At 71.7% G+C, this 15,300-nt stretch carries 19 protein-coding genes; 17 read left to right on the forward strand and 2 right to left on the reverse strand.

The window, feature by feature from the left end; translation table 11 throughout:
- Window positions 1-53: 53 nt before the first annotated feature.
- From queC to folE, 13 genes are all read left to right on the forward strand, one after another.
- Window positions 54-770 carry a 7-cyano-7-deazaguanine synthase QueC gene (queC, locus tag ACFVXH_RS29070; RefSeq protein WP_387828669.1) on the forward strand — a complete coding sequence of 239 codons (717 nt, stop codon included), beginning with the start codon at window positions 54-56 and terminating at the stop codon, window positions 768-770.
- On the forward strand, window positions 767-1,168 hold the full coding sequence (locus ACFVXH_RS29075; RefSeq protein ID WP_387828671.1) for a 6-pyruvoyl tetrahydropterin synthase family protein: 402 nt from the start codon (window positions 767-769) through the stop codon (window positions 1,166-1,168). Before queC ends, ACFVXH_RS29075 begins: the two co-directional genes overlap by 4 nt.
- 2 nt (window positions 1,169-1,170) lie before the next feature.
- A complete protein-coding gene (locus ACFVXH_RS29080) occupies window positions 1,171-1,878 on the forward strand; it encodes a 7-carboxy-7-deazaguanine synthase QueE (protein WP_387828673.1) in 708 nt (235 codons plus the stop codon).
- Window positions 1,879-2,038: 160 nt separating this feature from the next.
- Window positions 2,039-2,821 carry an RNA-directed DNA polymerase gene (locus ACFVXH_RS29085; protein ID WP_387828675.1) on the forward strand — a complete coding sequence of 261 codons (783 nt, stop codon included), beginning with the start codon at window positions 2,039-2,041 and terminating at the stop codon, window positions 2,819-2,821.
- A 10-nt stretch (window positions 2,822-2,831) separates the two neighbouring features.
- Complete coding sequence (locus ACFVXH_RS29090) at window positions 2,832-3,395, forward strand: formylglycine-generating enzyme family protein (protein WP_387828677.1); 564 nt, start codon at window positions 2,832-2,834, stop codon at window positions 3,393-3,395.
- Window positions 3,392-3,835, forward strand: coding sequence for a hypothetical protein (locus ACFVXH_RS29095; protein ID WP_387828679.1), 444 nt, complete (start codon window positions 3,392-3,394; stop codon window positions 3,833-3,835). The genes ACFVXH_RS29090 and ACFVXH_RS29095 overlap by 4 nt, the downstream gene beginning before the upstream one ends.
- A complete protein-coding gene (locus tag ACFVXH_RS29100; RefSeq protein WP_387828681.1) occupies window positions 3,835-4,872 on the forward strand; it encodes a glycosyltransferase family 2 protein in 1,038 nt (345 codons plus the stop codon). Before ACFVXH_RS29095 ends, ACFVXH_RS29100 begins: the two co-directional genes overlap by 1 nt.
- On the forward strand, window positions 4,869-5,816 hold the full coding sequence (locus tag ACFVXH_RS29105; RefSeq protein WP_387828683.1) for a radical SAM protein: 948 nt from the start codon (window positions 4,869-4,871) through the stop codon (window positions 5,814-5,816). Before ACFVXH_RS29100 ends, ACFVXH_RS29105 begins: the two co-directional genes overlap by 4 nt.
- Complete coding sequence (locus tag ACFVXH_RS29110; protein ID WP_387828685.1) at window positions 5,813-6,370, forward strand: phosphoribosyltransferase; 558 nt, start codon at window positions 5,813-5,815, stop codon at window positions 6,368-6,370. Before ACFVXH_RS29105 ends, ACFVXH_RS29110 begins: the two co-directional genes overlap by 4 nt.
- Window positions 6,352-7,500 carry a glycosyltransferase family 4 protein gene (locus ACFVXH_RS29115; RefSeq protein ID WP_387828687.1) on the forward strand — a complete coding sequence of 383 codons (1,149 nt, stop codon included), beginning with the start codon at window positions 6,352-6,354 and terminating at the stop codon, window positions 7,498-7,500. The genes ACFVXH_RS29110 and ACFVXH_RS29115 overlap by 19 nt, the downstream gene beginning before the upstream one ends.
- The gene (locus ACFVXH_RS29120; protein ID WP_387828688.1) at window positions 7,500-8,363 is read left to right on the forward strand and encodes a 5'-3' exonuclease H3TH domain-containing protein; all 864 of its coding nucleotides are present in this window, start codon (window positions 7,500-7,502) and stop codon (window positions 8,361-8,363) included. Before ACFVXH_RS29115 ends, ACFVXH_RS29120 begins: the two co-directional genes overlap by 1 nt.
- On the forward strand, window positions 8,360-8,977 hold the full coding sequence (locus tag ACFVXH_RS29125) for a PIG-L deacetylase family protein (RefSeq protein ID WP_387828690.1): 618 nt from the start codon (window positions 8,360-8,362) through the stop codon (window positions 8,975-8,977). Before ACFVXH_RS29120 ends, ACFVXH_RS29125 begins: the two co-directional genes overlap by 4 nt.
- 51 nt (window positions 8,978-9,028) lie before the next feature.
- Window positions 9,029-9,625: a GTP cyclohydrolase I gene (gene folE / locus ACFVXH_RS29130; RefSeq protein WP_074003092.1), complete on the forward strand. Its 597-nt coding sequence runs from the start codon at window positions 9,029-9,031 to the stop codon at window positions 9,623-9,625.
- A gap of 241 nt (window positions 9,626-9,866) precedes the next feature.
- Here folE and ACFVXH_RS29135 read toward each other — a convergent pair whose 3' ends face one another.
- Complete coding sequence (locus tag ACFVXH_RS29135) at window positions 9,867-11,252, reverse strand: rhodanese-like domain-containing protein (protein ID WP_387828692.1); 1,386 nt, start codon at window positions 11,250-11,252, stop codon at window positions 9,867-9,869.
- Between the two features lie 238 nt (window positions 11,253-11,490).
- On the opposite strand from ACFVXH_RS29135, the gene ACFVXH_RS29140 reads away from it, so the two are divergent.
- Window positions 11,491-11,682 carry an AlpA family transcriptional regulator gene (locus tag ACFVXH_RS29140; protein ID WP_074003094.1) on the forward strand — a complete coding sequence of 64 codons (192 nt, stop codon included), beginning with the start codon at window positions 11,491-11,493 and terminating at the stop codon, window positions 11,680-11,682.
- Between the two features lie 50 nt (window positions 11,683-11,732).
- On the opposite strand, the gene ACFVXH_RS29145 is transcribed toward ACFVXH_RS29140, so the two are convergent.
- Complete coding sequence (locus tag ACFVXH_RS29145; RefSeq protein WP_387828694.1) at window positions 11,733-12,887, reverse strand: tyrosine-type recombinase/integrase; 1,155 nt, start codon at window positions 12,885-12,887, stop codon at window positions 11,733-11,735.
- 516 nt (window positions 12,888-13,403) lie between these two features.
- Between ACFVXH_RS29145 and ACFVXH_RS29150 the strand changes: the two genes are divergently transcribed.
- The 3 genes from ACFVXH_RS29150 to ACFVXH_RS29160 all read left to right on the forward strand — a co-directional run bounded on the left by ACFVXH_RS29150 (window position 13,404) and on the right by ACFVXH_RS29160 (window position 15,224).
- Entirely contained in the window at window positions 13,404-13,808 is a 405-nt protein-coding gene (locus ACFVXH_RS29150; protein ID WP_387828696.1) for a rhodanese-like domain-containing protein, read from the forward strand.
- Window positions 13,805-14,554, forward strand: coding sequence for a sulfite exporter TauE/SafE family protein (locus ACFVXH_RS29155; protein ID WP_387828698.1), 750 nt, complete (start codon window positions 13,805-13,807; stop codon window positions 14,552-14,554). Before ACFVXH_RS29150 ends, ACFVXH_RS29155 begins: the two co-directional genes overlap by 4 nt.
- A gap of 103 nt (window positions 14,555-14,657) precedes the next feature.
- Window positions 14,658-15,224, forward strand: coding sequence for a rhodanese-like domain-containing protein (locus ACFVXH_RS29160; protein ID WP_387828700.1), 567 nt, complete (start codon window positions 14,658-14,660; stop codon window positions 15,222-15,224).
- Window positions 15,225-15,300: the final 76 nt, after the last annotated feature.

Below are 15,300 nucleotides of genomic sequence, written 5' to 3' on the forward strand. Positions count from 1 at the left end.
CAACAGCCGGACTCACTCCGACCTCCGGCAGCGGAGGACTACGAGGAAGACGTATGGAGATGACTGAACACGCTCCCCCGCAGCACACGGTGGTGATCGCCTCCGGTGGGCTGGACAGCACCACCGTCGCGTACTGGCTCGCCGACAGCGGAAGCCGGCTCACGCTGCTCTCCTTCGACTACGGGCAGCGCCACCGGAAAGAGCTCGGCTTCGCCCGGCAGGCAGCCGACCGTCTGCACGCCCGCCACGAGGTGGTGGACCTGAGCGGCCTCGGCCGCCTGCTGTCGGGATCGGCGCTGACGGACCCGTGCGTCGAGGTGCCCGACGGCCACTACACCGCCGAGAGCATGCGCAGCACCGTGGTGCCGAACCGGAACGCGATCATGCTCTCGGTCGCGGTGGGTGCGGCAGTCACCGCGGGGGCGGACGCGGTGGCGTTCGGTGCCCACGCCGGCGACCACACCGTCTACCCGGACTGCCGCACCGAGTTCTTCGACGTGTTCGGCGAGGTGGCTCGGGTCGGCAACGAGGGGTTCATCGCCGAGGGCTTCCGGCTGCTGGCGCCGTTCATCGACCAGACGAAGGCGGACATCGTGAGGGTCGCCGACCAGATCGGTGTGCCGTTCGCGGACACCTGGTCGTGCTACCGCGGCGGCGAGCTGCACTGCGGGACGTGCGGAACGTGCATCGAGCGGATCGAGGCGTTCGTGCTCGCCGAGGTCGAGGACCCGACCCAGTACGCCGTCGCGCCCACCGGGGCGGACCGATGAACGGGATCGCCGCGACCGGTCGGCACCGGATCGGGAAGACCTTCCGATTCGAGGCAGCCCACTCCCTGCCCGATCTGCCGGAGGGACACCAGTGCGCGCGTATGCACGGCCACTCCTACGCGGTGGAGTTCGTTCTCACCGCCGACCGGCTGGTGCCGCCCGGGTTCGTCACCGACTTCGGCGAGCTCGCCCCGGTGAAGAAGCTGATCGACAGCACACTCGACCACCGGGTGCTGAACGACGTCCTGTCGGTCGCCCCGACATCGGAGAACCTCGCCGCCTGGCTGGCCGGCTGGTTCGTGGAGCACGTGGAACCCTCGCTGCCGGGCCGGCTGGTGTCGGTGCGGGTGTCGGAAACGGCGAGCAGCTGGGCCGAGTTCGTGCTGGAGGAGCGGTGAGCGTGTCCGGGGGTGAGGTCGTCGGCGGCAGGGGTCTGCTGGTGGCGGAGTGCTTCGGGCCGACATTCCAGGGCGAGGGTCCGAGCGTCGGGCAGCAGTCGCTGTTCGTCCGGTTGTCGCGGTGCAACCTCCACTGTCCGGGGTGCGACACCCCGGAGACGTGGGACTGGTCCCGGTTCGACCCGCGGGAGGTGTCCACGCGGCACGGCGTCGAGGATCTGGCGGCGTGGGTGATGGCCCGCTCGCCCCGGCTGGTGGTGGTCACCGGAGGTGAGCCGCTGCTCCAGCAGCCCCAGCTCATCGACCTGATGCAGTTGCTGTCGGGCCGCCGGGTGGAGGTGGAGACGAACGGCACCATCGTCCCGCGGCCGGAGCTGGTCGAGTCGGTCGCGGCGTTCAACGTGTCGCCGAAGCTGGAGGCCTTCGCCGCGCCTGGAGACCGGCGGATCGTCCCGGAGGCGCTGGAGGCATTGGCCGCCTGCGGGAAGGCCCGGTTCAAGTTCGTCGTGCACGAGGCCGGCCAGCTCGACGAAGTCGCCTCCTTGGTGGAGGAGTTCTCGCTTCCCGACGTGTGGGTCATGCCGGAGGGGGCGAACAGCGCGGTGGTCCTGCGCACGATGCGGGAGCTGGCGGACGAGGTTCTGGGGCGGGGCTGGAACCTGACGCCGCGGCTGCACACGCTGCTCTGGGAGGCCGAACGTGGCCGGTGAGAGCAGCGAAGCACCTGGACGGCGCGGTCGTTCCGGCTCCCCGAGGCCGCGCGTGTTGGGTAGCGGCCAAGTATGCGGTGCAGTGGGGAGCGGGATCCTGCATGCCGTCCAGGCACGACCTACTATAGCCAACTCCCGTCCCGCGCGCGCACATTCGCTGATGTCCTTCCTCATCGAACCCCGACACCTGAAGGCCGCCGCACGGGCCTGCATGCGCCGCGCGGGGTCGCCGGGCGCCGACGGGATGAGCTGGGCGCAGTTCCGGCAGGGCATGGACGGCCGGTTGGAAGCCCTGGCCGAGGAACTTCGGACGGGTTCCTGGCGGCCCGGTCCGCTGCGCGAGGTGGCGATCACCACCTACACCGGCAAGGCGATGCCCTCGGTGATCCCGACGGTGGCGGACCGGATCGTCCAGCGGGCGATGCGGTCCGCAATCGAGCCGGTGTTGGAGCAGCGGGCGTTCGCCGACTGGGTCTCGGGCTACCGGGCCGGGCGGAACCGGGTCACCGCTCTGCGCGACTCCGACCGGCACCTACGGGAGGGCTTCCGGTGGGTGGCGGACGTGGACGTGCGGCGGGTGTCGGAGGGGTCGTGCGCGGCCGAGGTCACCGACTGGCTGGCCGAGCACGTGGCGGACGGCTCGTTCCTGCGCCTGTTCGAGCGGGTGCTGGAGCCGTTGCCGTGGCCGCTCGTCCCGGGCACGGCGCTCGCGCCGCTGCTGATCAACCTGCGGCTGTCGCGGGCGGACGCGAGGCTCGCGGGGCTGCGCACGGTGCGGTTCGCCGACAACTACTGCGTCTTCTGCGGCGGCGCCGAGCAGGCCGGAGAGGCCCTCGAAGCCCTCACCGGCGCGCTGGCGCGCTGTGGGCTGCGGCCCAACCTCGCCAAGTCCAAGGTCTGGGCCGGCGTGAACGCCGAAGACCTGTTCCTGATCGCCGGATGAAGGGGCAGCGATGACGACGAACCTCATCGACCACAGGCTCGCCTGGGTGCCGGTGCCGGGCGGTGTCTGCCTGTTCGGCGACCGGAAGAAGCCGGTGAAGGTGGTCGACCTGGAGTGGACGGCGACCCCGGTCACCCCGGCCCAGCTCGGCCTCGCTCCGGACCACCGGCCGCTGGTCGGGGTGGCCCACGCGCAGGCGGCCCGGATCGCGGCAGACCTGGGCGGCCGGCTGCCGCTGTCGAAGGAGTGGGAGTGGGCGGCCTCCGGGCCCGAGCGCCGACGGTACCCGTGGGGAGTCGAGGAGCCGGCCGAGGGACGAGCGAACCTGCGCGACCTCTGCGGACGGCTCACCCCGGTCAACTCCCACCCCGGGGGCCGGACCCCGACCGGGCTGTGGGACATGGCGGGCAACTGCTGGGAGTGGACTGCTTCGAAGACGATCGGCGGCGGCTTTGTGATCCGCGGCGGTTCCTACAACTCCCTGCCGCTGTACGCCCGGTGCACGTTCCTGAACGCCGCTCCGGCCGAGCTCAGCTCGCCGGGCATCGGCTTCCGGGTGGTGAGGGCGGCGTGATCGGCGACCTGGTGATCGCGGGCTGTTCGCGCCGCAAGGCGCCGGACGTCGGCCTCCTGCCCGCCCTGGAGCGGTACGCCGGAGGCATCGCGCCGCAGTTGCACAGCCGCTTCGCCGATCACCCGCACGCGCGCAGCCGGATCCGCTTCCTGTCCGCGGCCTTCGGCCTGGTGCGTGCGGACGACCTGATCGCCTCGTACGACCAGCGCCTCGACTCCGACCGGGTCAAGGGGCTGCGCATGATCGTGAACGGGCAGCTGCGGCGCGACTTCGCCGCCCACGGCATCCCCCAACGGGTGCTGCTGGTCCTCGAACCCGACTACCTGGTCCTGCTCGCCGACCTCCTGGCCCTGCCGGAGCGCCCGGTCCTGCACTGGATCTCCGACCCCCGCGGCTGGCCCCAGGCCGCCGCCGTGCTCGACGAATGGAGGTGGCCGTGATGAACATCAGCCTCACGGACGCGCTCAAGACCCAGGCCAACGCCCACCGGTACTTCACCACCGGGTTCACCGAGCGCACCGGTCTGAACTGGCACCAGCCCACCCCTGCGCAGGCCGCCGCCGGCCGGACGATGTCGGTAGTGATCCCGGCCCGCAACACCGCCTACGCCCTGCCGACGGTGCTGAACGCGCTCGGCGCGCAGCAGCACGCGGCCGACGTGGAGGTGATCCTCGTGGACGATGCCTCCACGGACGCGACGTTCGAGATCGCCCGCCGGCACCCGGTGGTCACCACCGCGGTGCGCCTGGCCGAGCGACGCGGCTCGGCGGCGGCGCGCAACGCCGGTGTCCGCCTCACCCAGGCACCGACCGTCCTGTTCGTCGACGCGGACATGGTGCTGCCGCCGCACGTGTTCGCCGATGTCGCCGTGCGCGCCGCGGCCGACACCGTGCTGACCGGGTTCCGGCACAACGTCGCCTATCGTGCGTCGCCCTGCGGTGAGCCGTTGCTGCCCAAGGCACCCCCGCTCCTCGGTGCCGACCACCGCGTCACCTGGAAACCCCCGGTGGGCAAGGTCCTGCCGTACTCCGGCCTCACGCTCACCGACGCGCTGGATGGGCGCCCGCTGGATGCCACCAACGACTTCCAGACCCTCGGGTACGGCCGGTCCTACTACGACTGGGATCTGCCGCGGATGGTCGTCACCGCGCTGCTGGCCGTTCCGCGCGAGCAGTTGGTCGGCGTCGGCGGCTTCGACGAGGAGTTCGGGGCGCTGGGCTGGGGCATGGAGGACACCCACCTCGGCGCGGCCCTGATCGCCGCCGGCTGCCTCGTGGTCCCGCTGCGTCAGGCCGTGGGCTTCCACCTCGATCCGCCGGACGCCGCCGCCCAGTGGCAGGCCAAGCTCGCCTCCTGGCCCGCGACGCTCGCCCACTACCGCCACCTGCTGTCCCTCCCCGCCCCCGTCGACCGCGGCGACGCCTTCGTCACCGCCGCTGACAAGCACCTGACCGACGCCGAGGTGATCACCCGATGATCCGCGCCTTCGCCGCCGCCACGTTCGGCGGCACCACCGTCGTACACGACCCCGCGGTCGGCACCAACCACCTGCCACCCCGGCCGTTGCCCGCCGGCTGCGTCTCCTTGGACGACCGGCAGGTGGCCGCCTGGCCCGAGGCCGACCCCTCCGTCCTGCCGCTCGACTTCCCGCTGAGCATGTGCTGGTCCCCGATCGTGCGCTGCAACCTCGCCTGCCCGCAGTGCCTCGACGACAAGAGCGTGCGCGAGTCCACCGCGGCCGAGCGGCGCGTCCTCGCCGGCCACATCGCCGCCTCGGGGGTGCTGGGCGTGGACATCTCCGGCGGCGAGCCGCTGCTGCTGCGCGACCTGCCCGAGCTCGCCCGCGCCATTCGCCACCAGGGCACCAACGTGGTCAGCTGCACCACCAACGGGTGGCACCTCGCCCGCCGTGCCGAGGGACTCGCCGACTCCCTCGACGCGATCCGGGTCTCCCTCGACGGCGCCACCGAGGCCACCCACGACCGCTGGCGCGGCCAGGACAGCTACCGGCGCGCCGTCGCGGGCATCCGCGCCGCCGTCGACGAAGGCCTGTTCGTGCAGCTCCAGATGGTCCTCATGCGGTCCAACCAGCACGAGGCCCAGGAACTACTGGACCGCGCCGCCCAACTCGGTGCCGGCGGGGTGACCTTCCTCCAGATGCTCCCCATCGGCGAAGGCACCGCACTCGCCGCCGAGCAGATGCTCACCGACGAGCAGGCCCGGGAGATCGTCAGCCCGCTCGCCGTCCCCGACGGCGTCCGGGTCCGGCTGCGCACCCGCACCAGTGCGGGCGGCTTCACCGTCCTGCGCGCCGACGGCTACGCCTGGCGCAACACCCGGGGTGCCACCGGCATCTCCGCGTTCGTCCCCGTCACCGGCCCGGCCGACCTGCGCTTGCCCACGTCCGGGGGTTCCTCGTGACCAGTTCCTCGCGCACCGGCAGGCGGGTCTTCGCCCAGCGCGTCCCGTTCGCGCCGACGCACTACCAGTGCTTCGACGCGGCCCGCCTGATCGCCGAGTCCGTCGTCGGGATCGACCCGGACGTGACCTGCGTGATCGGCATCGCCTCCGGCGGGATCAAACCGGCCCGCCTCATGGCCGACTACCTCAAAGTGCCCTTCCACACCGTCGCTGCCAGGCACAACAAGAGCGACGCCCCGTTCCAGCAGGCCACGGGCGACGTCGAGGTCCAGCTCGCCAACTCCCTGCCCGGACGCCTGTCCGGGACAGTGCTCCTCGTGGACGACATCGCCGGCACCGGAGCGACGTTCACCGCCGTCAGCAATGCGCTGAACGACCGGCTCGACTACTCCGCCGAGATCATGACGGCGGCACTCTTCCGCAACCGCGGGTGCACGCAGATCCCCGACCGGTGGGCCTGGACCGTCGACGACTGGGTCGTCTTCCCCTGGGAGACACCGCACAGCGGCCAGACCCAACCCGTATCCGCCCTGAAGTGGGTGAGCGCCCGGTGATCACCCAGCCCTCCTCCCGCGGCGTCCTGCTGGTCCTCGTCTCCTGGACCCCTGACGCCCCGGCCGGCATCGAACGCGCGACGGCCGCGCTGGCCCTCGGCCTCGCCCGGAATGGCCACCGGCCCGTCATCGCCACCGCCGCACCCCAGCCCGAAGGCCCCGGCCTTCCCGGCGTCACCATCGCCCGATTGCGCCTCGACGACGTGCAGTTCCCGTGCGACGACGACGTGCTGCGCCGCGCCGTCACCTACCAGGACACCAGGCTGACCCGCCAGATCCGGGACCTGATCACCGAACACCGCATCGACACCGTCCTGTTCACCGACGCGCTGTGGGGCCTCGGCCGCCTGCGCGGCGACATCCCCGGCCACGTTCGCCGGGCCCTCGCCGCCCACGTCAAGCCGCACACCCTCGACGCCGGGCCCGCACTCGCCCGCGCCACCCGCGTCCTCGTGCCCTCCGCCGTCATGCGCGACGAGCTGGCCGGCTGGGGCCCGCGCAACCTCCGCGTCGTCCCCAACGCACTCATGCCCAACCCCATCGTGGCACCACCAGCGCCGGAGCTCCGCGAGCAGCTGCGCCGCAGCGGCCCGGTACGCGTCCTCGCACGGCTCGGGCCGGAGAAGGGCGCACTCGACCTGCTGGAGGCCGCCTCCGACTGGGACCGGCCCCTCGAAGTAGCCCTCGCCGAAGCGGGGTTCGAGGACAGTACGGGATCCCAGTCCGAACTCCTCGACGCCTGCAGGAAAGCAGCCGCCCGGACCCCGAACGTCCGTCTGCGCGGGGCGCTGGCCTGGGACGAGGTGCTTCCCTGGCTCTCCGGCGCGGCGGTGGTGATCGTGCCCAGCCACCAGGAGACCTTCGGCCTGGTCGCGCTGGAGGCGATGAGCGTCGGCACCCCGGTCGTCGCCTACCGGGTCGGCAACCTGCCCGCCCTGATCAGCCCGACCGGCGACGGCGACCACCTCCTCGTCGACCACGACGACGGCCCGACCGCTCTCCACAAGGCGGCCCAAACCCTGCTGGAAGATGACATACTGTACGCCGCGACTACACAGACCGTGTATCGGCAGGCGGCCCAGTTCGAGCCGCGCCGAATCGCTGACTTCTTCCTGGAGGCGGTGTCGTGATGCCCGAAACCCCAGCAACCCCTGCTCCGTTGCTGCTCGTCGACGGATTCAACCTTCTGTGGGCCGGCACCTTCGGCTTCCCTGCCCCGATCTTCTCCCGCGACAAGACCCGCGAACTGACCGGCCTGTTCGCCTTCTTCGCCCTGCTGCGCGCCACGGTCCGCGACGACCTCGACGTCGCACAGCCCGAGGTCCTGGTCGTCTTCGACGGCGAGCACGGCACGGCCGAGCGCGTCGCCGCCGACCAGGAGTACAAGGCGAACCGGGAGGCGACACCGGAGGCGCTCAAGCCGCTGCAGTTCCTCGCCCCGGTGAAGGACGGCCTGGACGCGTACGGGATCCGGTGGGTCGAGATCGAGAACGCCGAAGCCGACGACGTGATCGCCACCCTCGCCACCCGGGCCGCCGCCTCCCGGCCGGTCCTGGTGATGTCGCGGGACATGGACTTCTACCAGGTCCTAGACGACCGCGTTCGGGTCCTCAACCGCTCCCGGAAGTCCTCCCAGCGAATCATCACGACCGAAGAGGTCCTCGCCCGCTACGGCGTCACTCCCGCCCAGTGGCCGGCCTTCCGCGCCCTGACAGGCGACAAGTCCGACAACATCCCCGGCGTCCGCGGCGTCGGGCCGAAGGTCGCCGCCACCCTGCTGCGCGACGGCATGCGGCTGCATGACCTGTCCAGCTCCGGCCGGCTGACCGGCGCCAAGGGCGCGGCGATCACCACCGCCTGGGCCGACGTGCTGCGCTGGGAGGCGATGATCACGGTGCGCCGCGACCTGGACGTGCCCGTCGCCCTCCGCGGCGAGGCCAGCCCCCAGCTGCCGAAGCCCGCCGATGTCGTCGAGAAGCTGGGGCTGTGGTGAGCGATGCCGTGCCCGGCTCGGTCCTGGCCGCCTTCGCACACCCCGACGACGCCGAACTGTGGGCCGGCGCCACCCTCGCCCTCCACTCCCGGTGCGCCGCCGTCACCATCGTCGTCCCGTACCGCGACGAACTCCGCGACGCCGAGGCCCGCAAGGGCGCCGCCGTCCTCGGGGCCGAACTACGCCAAGTGCCCCGGCTCGACCACGCCACCATGCAGCAAGTGCTGCTGGAGGCAGAGCCGGACGTCGTCATCACCCACCCGCTCAACGACGTTCACCCTGAGCACCGGGCCGTCGCCGCCGCCGTGCTCGCGGCCGTGCCCGAGCCTCGGATCGCCACCGGCCGGCCGAGCCGCTTCTACACCTGCGACACCTACAACTCGCTCACTCTCGACGGCCCGGTGCGCGCCGACGTCATCGTGGACACCACCGCGACCTTCGACACCAAGATGGCCGCGCTGCGCGAGCACGTGAGCCAGCCGATCGAGCAGCACTTCGGGCCCATGGCCGAGAACCTCGGCCGGCTCTGGGGCGCCCGCATCGGAACCCGGTACGCCGAGGCGTTCACCGCTGTACCGATCCTCGGCTGTCTGCCGAGCGCCGCCCACCTCTGACACGCCGCACTTCGCGGCCCACCTACCGTCAACTCACCCCAAGGGATGACCATGACGTCCATACCCGTGCAAGCCCAGCGCCGCCGCCCGGTCGACCGCCCGCGCGTCGAAGAGCTGACCCGCGAGTTGCTGCTCGCCCTCGGCGAAGACCCCGACCGTGACGGTCTCAAGGACACGCCCCGCCGGTTCGCCGACTGGTGGGGCGAGTTCCTCGACCACGATCCCGGCAGGCTCGACACCAGCTTCGCCCAGGAGGGCCGGTTCGGCGACTTCGTCCTGCTGACCGGCATCGAGGCGTGGAGCGTCTGCGAGCACCATCTGCTCCCCTTCCGCCTCGACGTCTCCATCGCCTACGTGCCGGCCACCGCCGTCCTCGGCCTGTCCAAACTGGTGCGGCACCTGGAGGCCCACACCCACGCCCTCCAGCTCCAGGAACGCATCACCCGCGACGTCGCCCACGATCTCGCCAAGGCCGCCGCCACCGACGACGTCGCCGTCTTCACCACCGGCGAGCACCTGTGCATGAGCATGCGCGGCGTCAAGGCCACCTCGGTACGCACCACCACCATATGCCGGCTCGGCCGCACCGAAAGCGACCCCAACCTCGCTGCCCGCATCGAACGCCTCGCGCTGCCCGTCCGCCTGTAGCCGCCTCCCCCCTCGACGCATCAGGAACCCCGAACGTCGCGGGCTGCCCGAGGCTGCCGCCAGCTGGTACTCCGCCAGCAAGGACCAGTACCGGAACATCGCCAGCAGCCGGGATGTACAACGCCTGCACGCCCGACTGCTCGCGCTGCCGCAGCAGTGACCGACACTCACCTTTCCGAGCCCCACCACGGCCACGTCCCGCTTCCGTGGCCCGGACAAAGGTGAAGCGGGACGGCTGGGGTCAGGCCCGGGCGGGGTGGGTGAGGATGTGCCAGGCGGTGTAGCCGCCGAGGAGGTCGGAGACGTCGGGGTGGCCGTGGTGGCGCAGGAGGCTGGCGGCGATGGAGGAGCGGTGGCCGCTGGCGCAGTGCACGACCAGGGGGTGGTCGGTGGGGATCTCGTCGAGGCGGGCGGGGAGTTCGGTCAGGGGGATGTGGAGGGATCCTTCGATGGATCCCGTTTCGCGTTCGCCGCAGGTGCGGACGTCCAGGACGGTGGGGGGCTGTTCGGCGGTGAGGGTGGTGCGGAGTTGGTCGGCGGTGAGGCGGCTGGCGGGGGTGAGGTCGTCGGCGAGGGCGGGCAGGGCGTTGTCGGGGTTGCGCAGGTAGCCGGCGATGTGGTCGAAGCCGATGCGGGCGAGGCGGGTGACGACCTCGTCCTCGCGGTCCTGCGGGGCGATGATCGCGATGGTGCTGTCGGGGGTGAGGACGGTGCCGGCCTGTTCGGCGAAGCGGCCGTCGACGGGGACGCTGACGGCGCCGCGCAGGTGTCCCGCGCCGAAGTCCTGGGGGCTGCGGGCGTCAAGGACGACGGCACCCGCGGTACGGGCCTCCCTGAAGCCCTCGGGGCACAGGGGGCGGGTGGCGTTCGTGCGGTCGAGCAGCGGGCGGTCCTGCCGGTTGAGGGCGGCGTCGTGGCCGAAGTAGGCGGGGGCGGCGGACTGGCCGGCGGTGACGATGCGGACGAAGGTGTCCTGGTCCATCGGCTGGCAGGCGTAGTTGGTCAGTCGCTGCGCGCCGATGGTGGACTGGCGGTCGGTGGAGAGGTTCTTGCCGCAGGCCGAGCCGGCCCCGTGGGCGGGGAAGACGAGGGTCTCGTCGGGCAGGCCCATCAGCTTGCGGTGCACGCTGTCGTAGAGCATCGCGCCGAGCTCCTCGGCCGTGACGCCGACCGAGGCGAGCAGGTCGGGGCGGCCGACGTCGCCGATGAACAGCGCGTCGCCGGTGAGCACGCCGTACGGGACGGTGTCGTCGGGCTGCTCGAAGACCAGGATGCTGATCGACTCGGGCGTGTGCCCGGGGGTCTCCAGGATCTGCAGGGTGACGTCGCCGAGTTCGATCCGCTCGCCGTCGGCGAGCTTGCGGATTGGGTACTCGGTCTCGGCCCGGTGCCCGTACCCGATCCAGGCGCCGGTACGGTCGGCCAGTTCGAGGTGGCCGGCGAGGAAGTCGGCGTGGAAGTGGGTGTTGATGACGCCGACGACGGTCAGGCCGCGTGCCGTGGCGTCGGCGAGGTACTCGTCGACATCCCGGCGGGGGTCGACGATCACGGCCTGGCCGGTGCGCTCGTCGGCGATCAGGTACGAGGCCTGGGAGAGGCAGTCGAGGTAGTACTGGCTGAAGATCACGGGATTTCTCCTCGTCGGGTCTGACAGGCTGGCTCTATGTCGAGTGTACCCCCGGGGGTATTTTATCGACGCAATCGAGGCGCTCGCGATCTGCCGCGTGAACTCCGACGCCACTGCCCCAGGCCACTGGAAGCGGCCCTCCTTCGGGCGCTATCACGCGGCGACGGCGCGGCCAAACTGCTTTTCTCCATGGATAGTTCAGGCTCCGCGAGTTCGACCGATCACCCAGGAGGAGCCCGTGCCCGAGCACTTCATGAGCGTCAAGCAGACTGCCGAGTACCTGAACATGTCCGTAGCGTGGGTATACCGGGACGCTCCTCGGGTGGGACTCGTTCCCTACCGATTCGGTGGTGGGCGGAACGCGAAGCTGCAGTTCAAGGTGTCGGAGGTGCATGCCTGGGTGAGGCAGCAGCGGTTGTCCGGCGCCTGAGCCGGCGGTGCAAGTGCGGGCCTGCCCATGACGGGCAGACCCGCACTCGTTCACGCGGCCAGACCGAGGTCCAGGACCTGCGCCGCGCGGCTGATGGAGCCGGGCATGAGGTGGCGGTAGATCTTGAAGGTGATCTCGATGTTGCGGTGGCCCATCCACTCCGCGACGTCGGTGATCGGGATGTTGTTGCTGAGGCAGTTCGACGCGAAGAAGTGGCGCAGGCCGTAGAGGACCATGCCCTCGGGGATGTCGGCCTGCCCGGAGGCCCTGATCCTCTGCCACTGGTTGTGGATGACGTGGTGCGGCATGGCCAGACCGATGTCCTTGGGATTGCGCAGAAGGTAGCCGTCCACGGTCCCGTACGTGTCCGCGTACCGCTCGATGGCCTGCTTGGTGCGTGTCGGCAGCGGCACGTCGCGGTACTCGCCGACCTTGCGGTGCTTCAGGCGCGCGTAGGTCTTGGTCGCCTGGTTGACCTGCTCGGTGACGCGGTAGACGTCATCGGCGACGATGTTGTTGATGTTGACGGCGAATGCCTCGCCGTTGCGCAAGCCGCAGCCGCTCATGAGTTCCGCGACCAGGCGGAAGGCGTCGTCACCGGTGCTTCGAATCTCCTGTAGTTGAGCGAGGGAGGGGATCACCACCCGCTCCGGGTCGTACTGGGGAGGCTGGACACCGTTCATCGGGCTGTCCTCGTAGAGGCCCAGCCTGTGCGCGTCCAGCAGGATGGTCTTCAGCCTGACGAAGGCATTGGTCTGGGCGGCCAGGCCGACACCGTTCCGCTCCATGGTCTCGACGAACGCTTCCACGACCTTGTGGTCGAACGTGCCCATGCGGCGACTGCCGAATGCCGGGAGAAGGTGGTTCTTCAGGATGGAGTCGATGTTCCGCAGCGAGGTCGGGCTCTGGTGACGCTGACCCTTCAGCCACTCAGCGGTGTAGGCCGAGAAGTGCATCCCGCCGTACTTCTTGATGCGCTCCGCCTTGCGCTGGCTCTGCGGGGAGTTCTTCCGCGCGTGGTAGACCTCGGCAAGGCGGGCCTTCGCCTTCTCCTGGTTGACGAAGCCAGACTCCTCCGTCTGCCGCCCGGCCGCGTTGCGGTACCTGATCTTGTACTCGTGCGGGCACTTGCTCCAGCGGGACTCCGGATGCTCGCACTCCTTGAAGAAGCTGCCCATGCCGCGGGTGAGGCCTGTGGTCGCCATCTGCTGGTACCTCCGGGAATCCTGCTGACCTTTTGCTGACCCCGGATGGTCGATCATGCCCCTGAGCTGGGCGGAAACGTCAGACTCGTGATAACTGGGCGAAGTACACGGGGGGCCTTCCTGGGCGGCATAGGACTGGGCGGCTCGGGGCCGGGCGGTGCGGGGGTGGGCGGCTCGTAGGCCTGGACGGTGTCGGGCGCCGTAGCGCCGTTCTGATACCCCCCTCGGTATATTTGCGAGCATACGGCTGCCCGAGCCGATACGGGACGGGGTATCGCCGAGCGATTTCGATAATACCCCCGGGGGTACTATGGTGAGGCACCGAGGGGCCGGCCACCGCCTCCGAGCCAGGTACGAGCCAGGTACGGGCCAGGCACCGGCGGGGCCGAGGACGCACCGGTCATGCCACGCACCCGGCACACCACCCGCACCGGGCCACCGGGCCCGTACGGACGCCCGCGCCGCCCCCGACCCAACGGACCACTGCGGTCCGGTCTGCACCACTGGAGACACCTCATGCCCTTGCTGCCGCACGCCCACGGGCCCTATGCCCGCCGGCCCGACGCCCACGGACCGGGCACCCCCGGGCGGGCCACCCCCGCCGAGGCCCACGAGCTCGCCCGCACCGGCGCCGCCGTGCTGCTGGACGTCCGGGAGGCCGCCGAGTTCGCCGCCGGACACGCCCCCGGCGCGCTGCACCAGCCGCTGATCGGGCTGGCCGCCGGTGTCCCGCTGCCGACCGGGGCGGCCGGGCGGACCGTGCTGGCGATCTGCCGCTCCGGCAACCGATCCGGGCGCGCGGCGGAACTGCTCGCGCGGCGCGGCGTCGAGGCGCTGAACGTGGTCGGCGGCATGGGCGCCTGGGCGCTGGCCGGGCTGCCGGTCACCACGTCCGACGGCGGCGCCGGGCACGTGATATGACCACGCTGATCCTGGCGCTCGCCGCCGGTGCGGTGGTCGGGCTGGCCCTGGGCGGGCTGGGCGGCGGCGGCAGCATGCTCGCCGTCCCCGCCCTGGTCTACCTGCTGGGCTTCAGCCCGGCGCTGGCCACCACCGCCAGCCTGGTGATCGTCGCCGCGACCTCGCTGACCGGGCTGCTCGCCCACGCCCGGGCGGGCCGGGTCCGCTGGCGGACCGGCGCGCTGTTCGCCGCCGCCGGACTGCCCGCCGCCATGGCCGCCGGGGCGCTGTCCGCCCATCTGCCGGGCGCGCTGCTGACCGGTGCCTTCTCGGTGCTGGCGGCGCTCGCGGCCTGGCGGATGCTGAGGCCGCCCGCGAAGGCTGCGCAGGAACGTTCCGCCTCCGGAGTCGGCCGCTCCACGGCGGCAGGCGCCGGGCTCGGCGCCGTCACCGGACTGCTCGGCGTCGGCGGCGGCTTCCTCGCCGTACCGGCCCTGGTCTCGGTGCTCGCCTTCACCATGGCCGAGGCCGTCGGCACCAGCCTGCTGGTCATCACCGCCAACTCGCTCGCCGCCCTGATCCCCCGCCTCGGCTCGGCCGGGGCGATCGACTGGGCCGTGGCCGCCCCCTTCACCGGGGCGGCGATCCTCGGCGCCTGGGACGGCAAGCGGCTGGCCGACAAGCTCAGCGGGCGCACCCTCCAGAAGGCCTTCGCCGTCGCCCTGCTGGCCGTCGCCGCGCTGATGCTCATCACCACGGTGAGCTGATCACGACGGTGGGCTGATCACCACAGCGAGCTGCCCCCGAACCTCCCCCCACCTCCTCCCCGCACCACCACCGACACCCCCACCCGAGAGGACCCCCACCCCCATGACCACGCCGCTGACCGTCGAGCAGCTCCAGCCCCGCCTCGGCCTGCTCACCCTCATCGACGTCCGCTCCCCCGGCGAGTACGCCGCCGGCCACATCCCCGGCGCCCTGAACGTCCCGCTCGACCAGCTCGACCGCGCCCTGCCCGCGCTGCGCGAGGCCGCCGGGCAGGGCGAGATCGCCGTGGTCTGCGCCGCCGGGCCGCGCGCCGACAACGCCTGCCGCGTGCTGGCCGACGCCGGCATCCCGACCCTCACCCTGACCGGCGGCACCAACGCCTGGGCGAGCGCCGGGCGGCCGCTGGACCAGGTGGCCGGCGCCCGCCGGGTGTGGGCGCTGGACCGCCAGGTCCGCCTGGTGGCCGGCTCGCTGGTGCTGGCCGGCGTGCTGGTCGACCTCGCCCTGCCGGGTGCCCTCTGGGTCTCCGCCGCCGTCGGCGGCGGGCTGGCCTTCTCCGCGCTGACCAACACCTGCGCGATGGGCTCGATGCTCTCCAAGCTCCCGTACAACCGGCCCCGCCCCGGCACGCCGAGCCTGGACGAGACGCTCGCGGCCCTGAAGCGCTGAGCCCAGCCGAAGCGCTGAGCCCAAGCGGTCACTGAACCCCGCCGACCGCTGAGCCCGGTCGCGGTCCGGGCCCCGC

Origin of the sequence: Kitasatospora sp. NPDC058184, assembly GCF_042883725.1 — a bacterium.
Lineage (GTDB): Bacteria > Actinomycetota > Actinomycetes > Streptomycetales > Streptomycetaceae > Kitasatospora.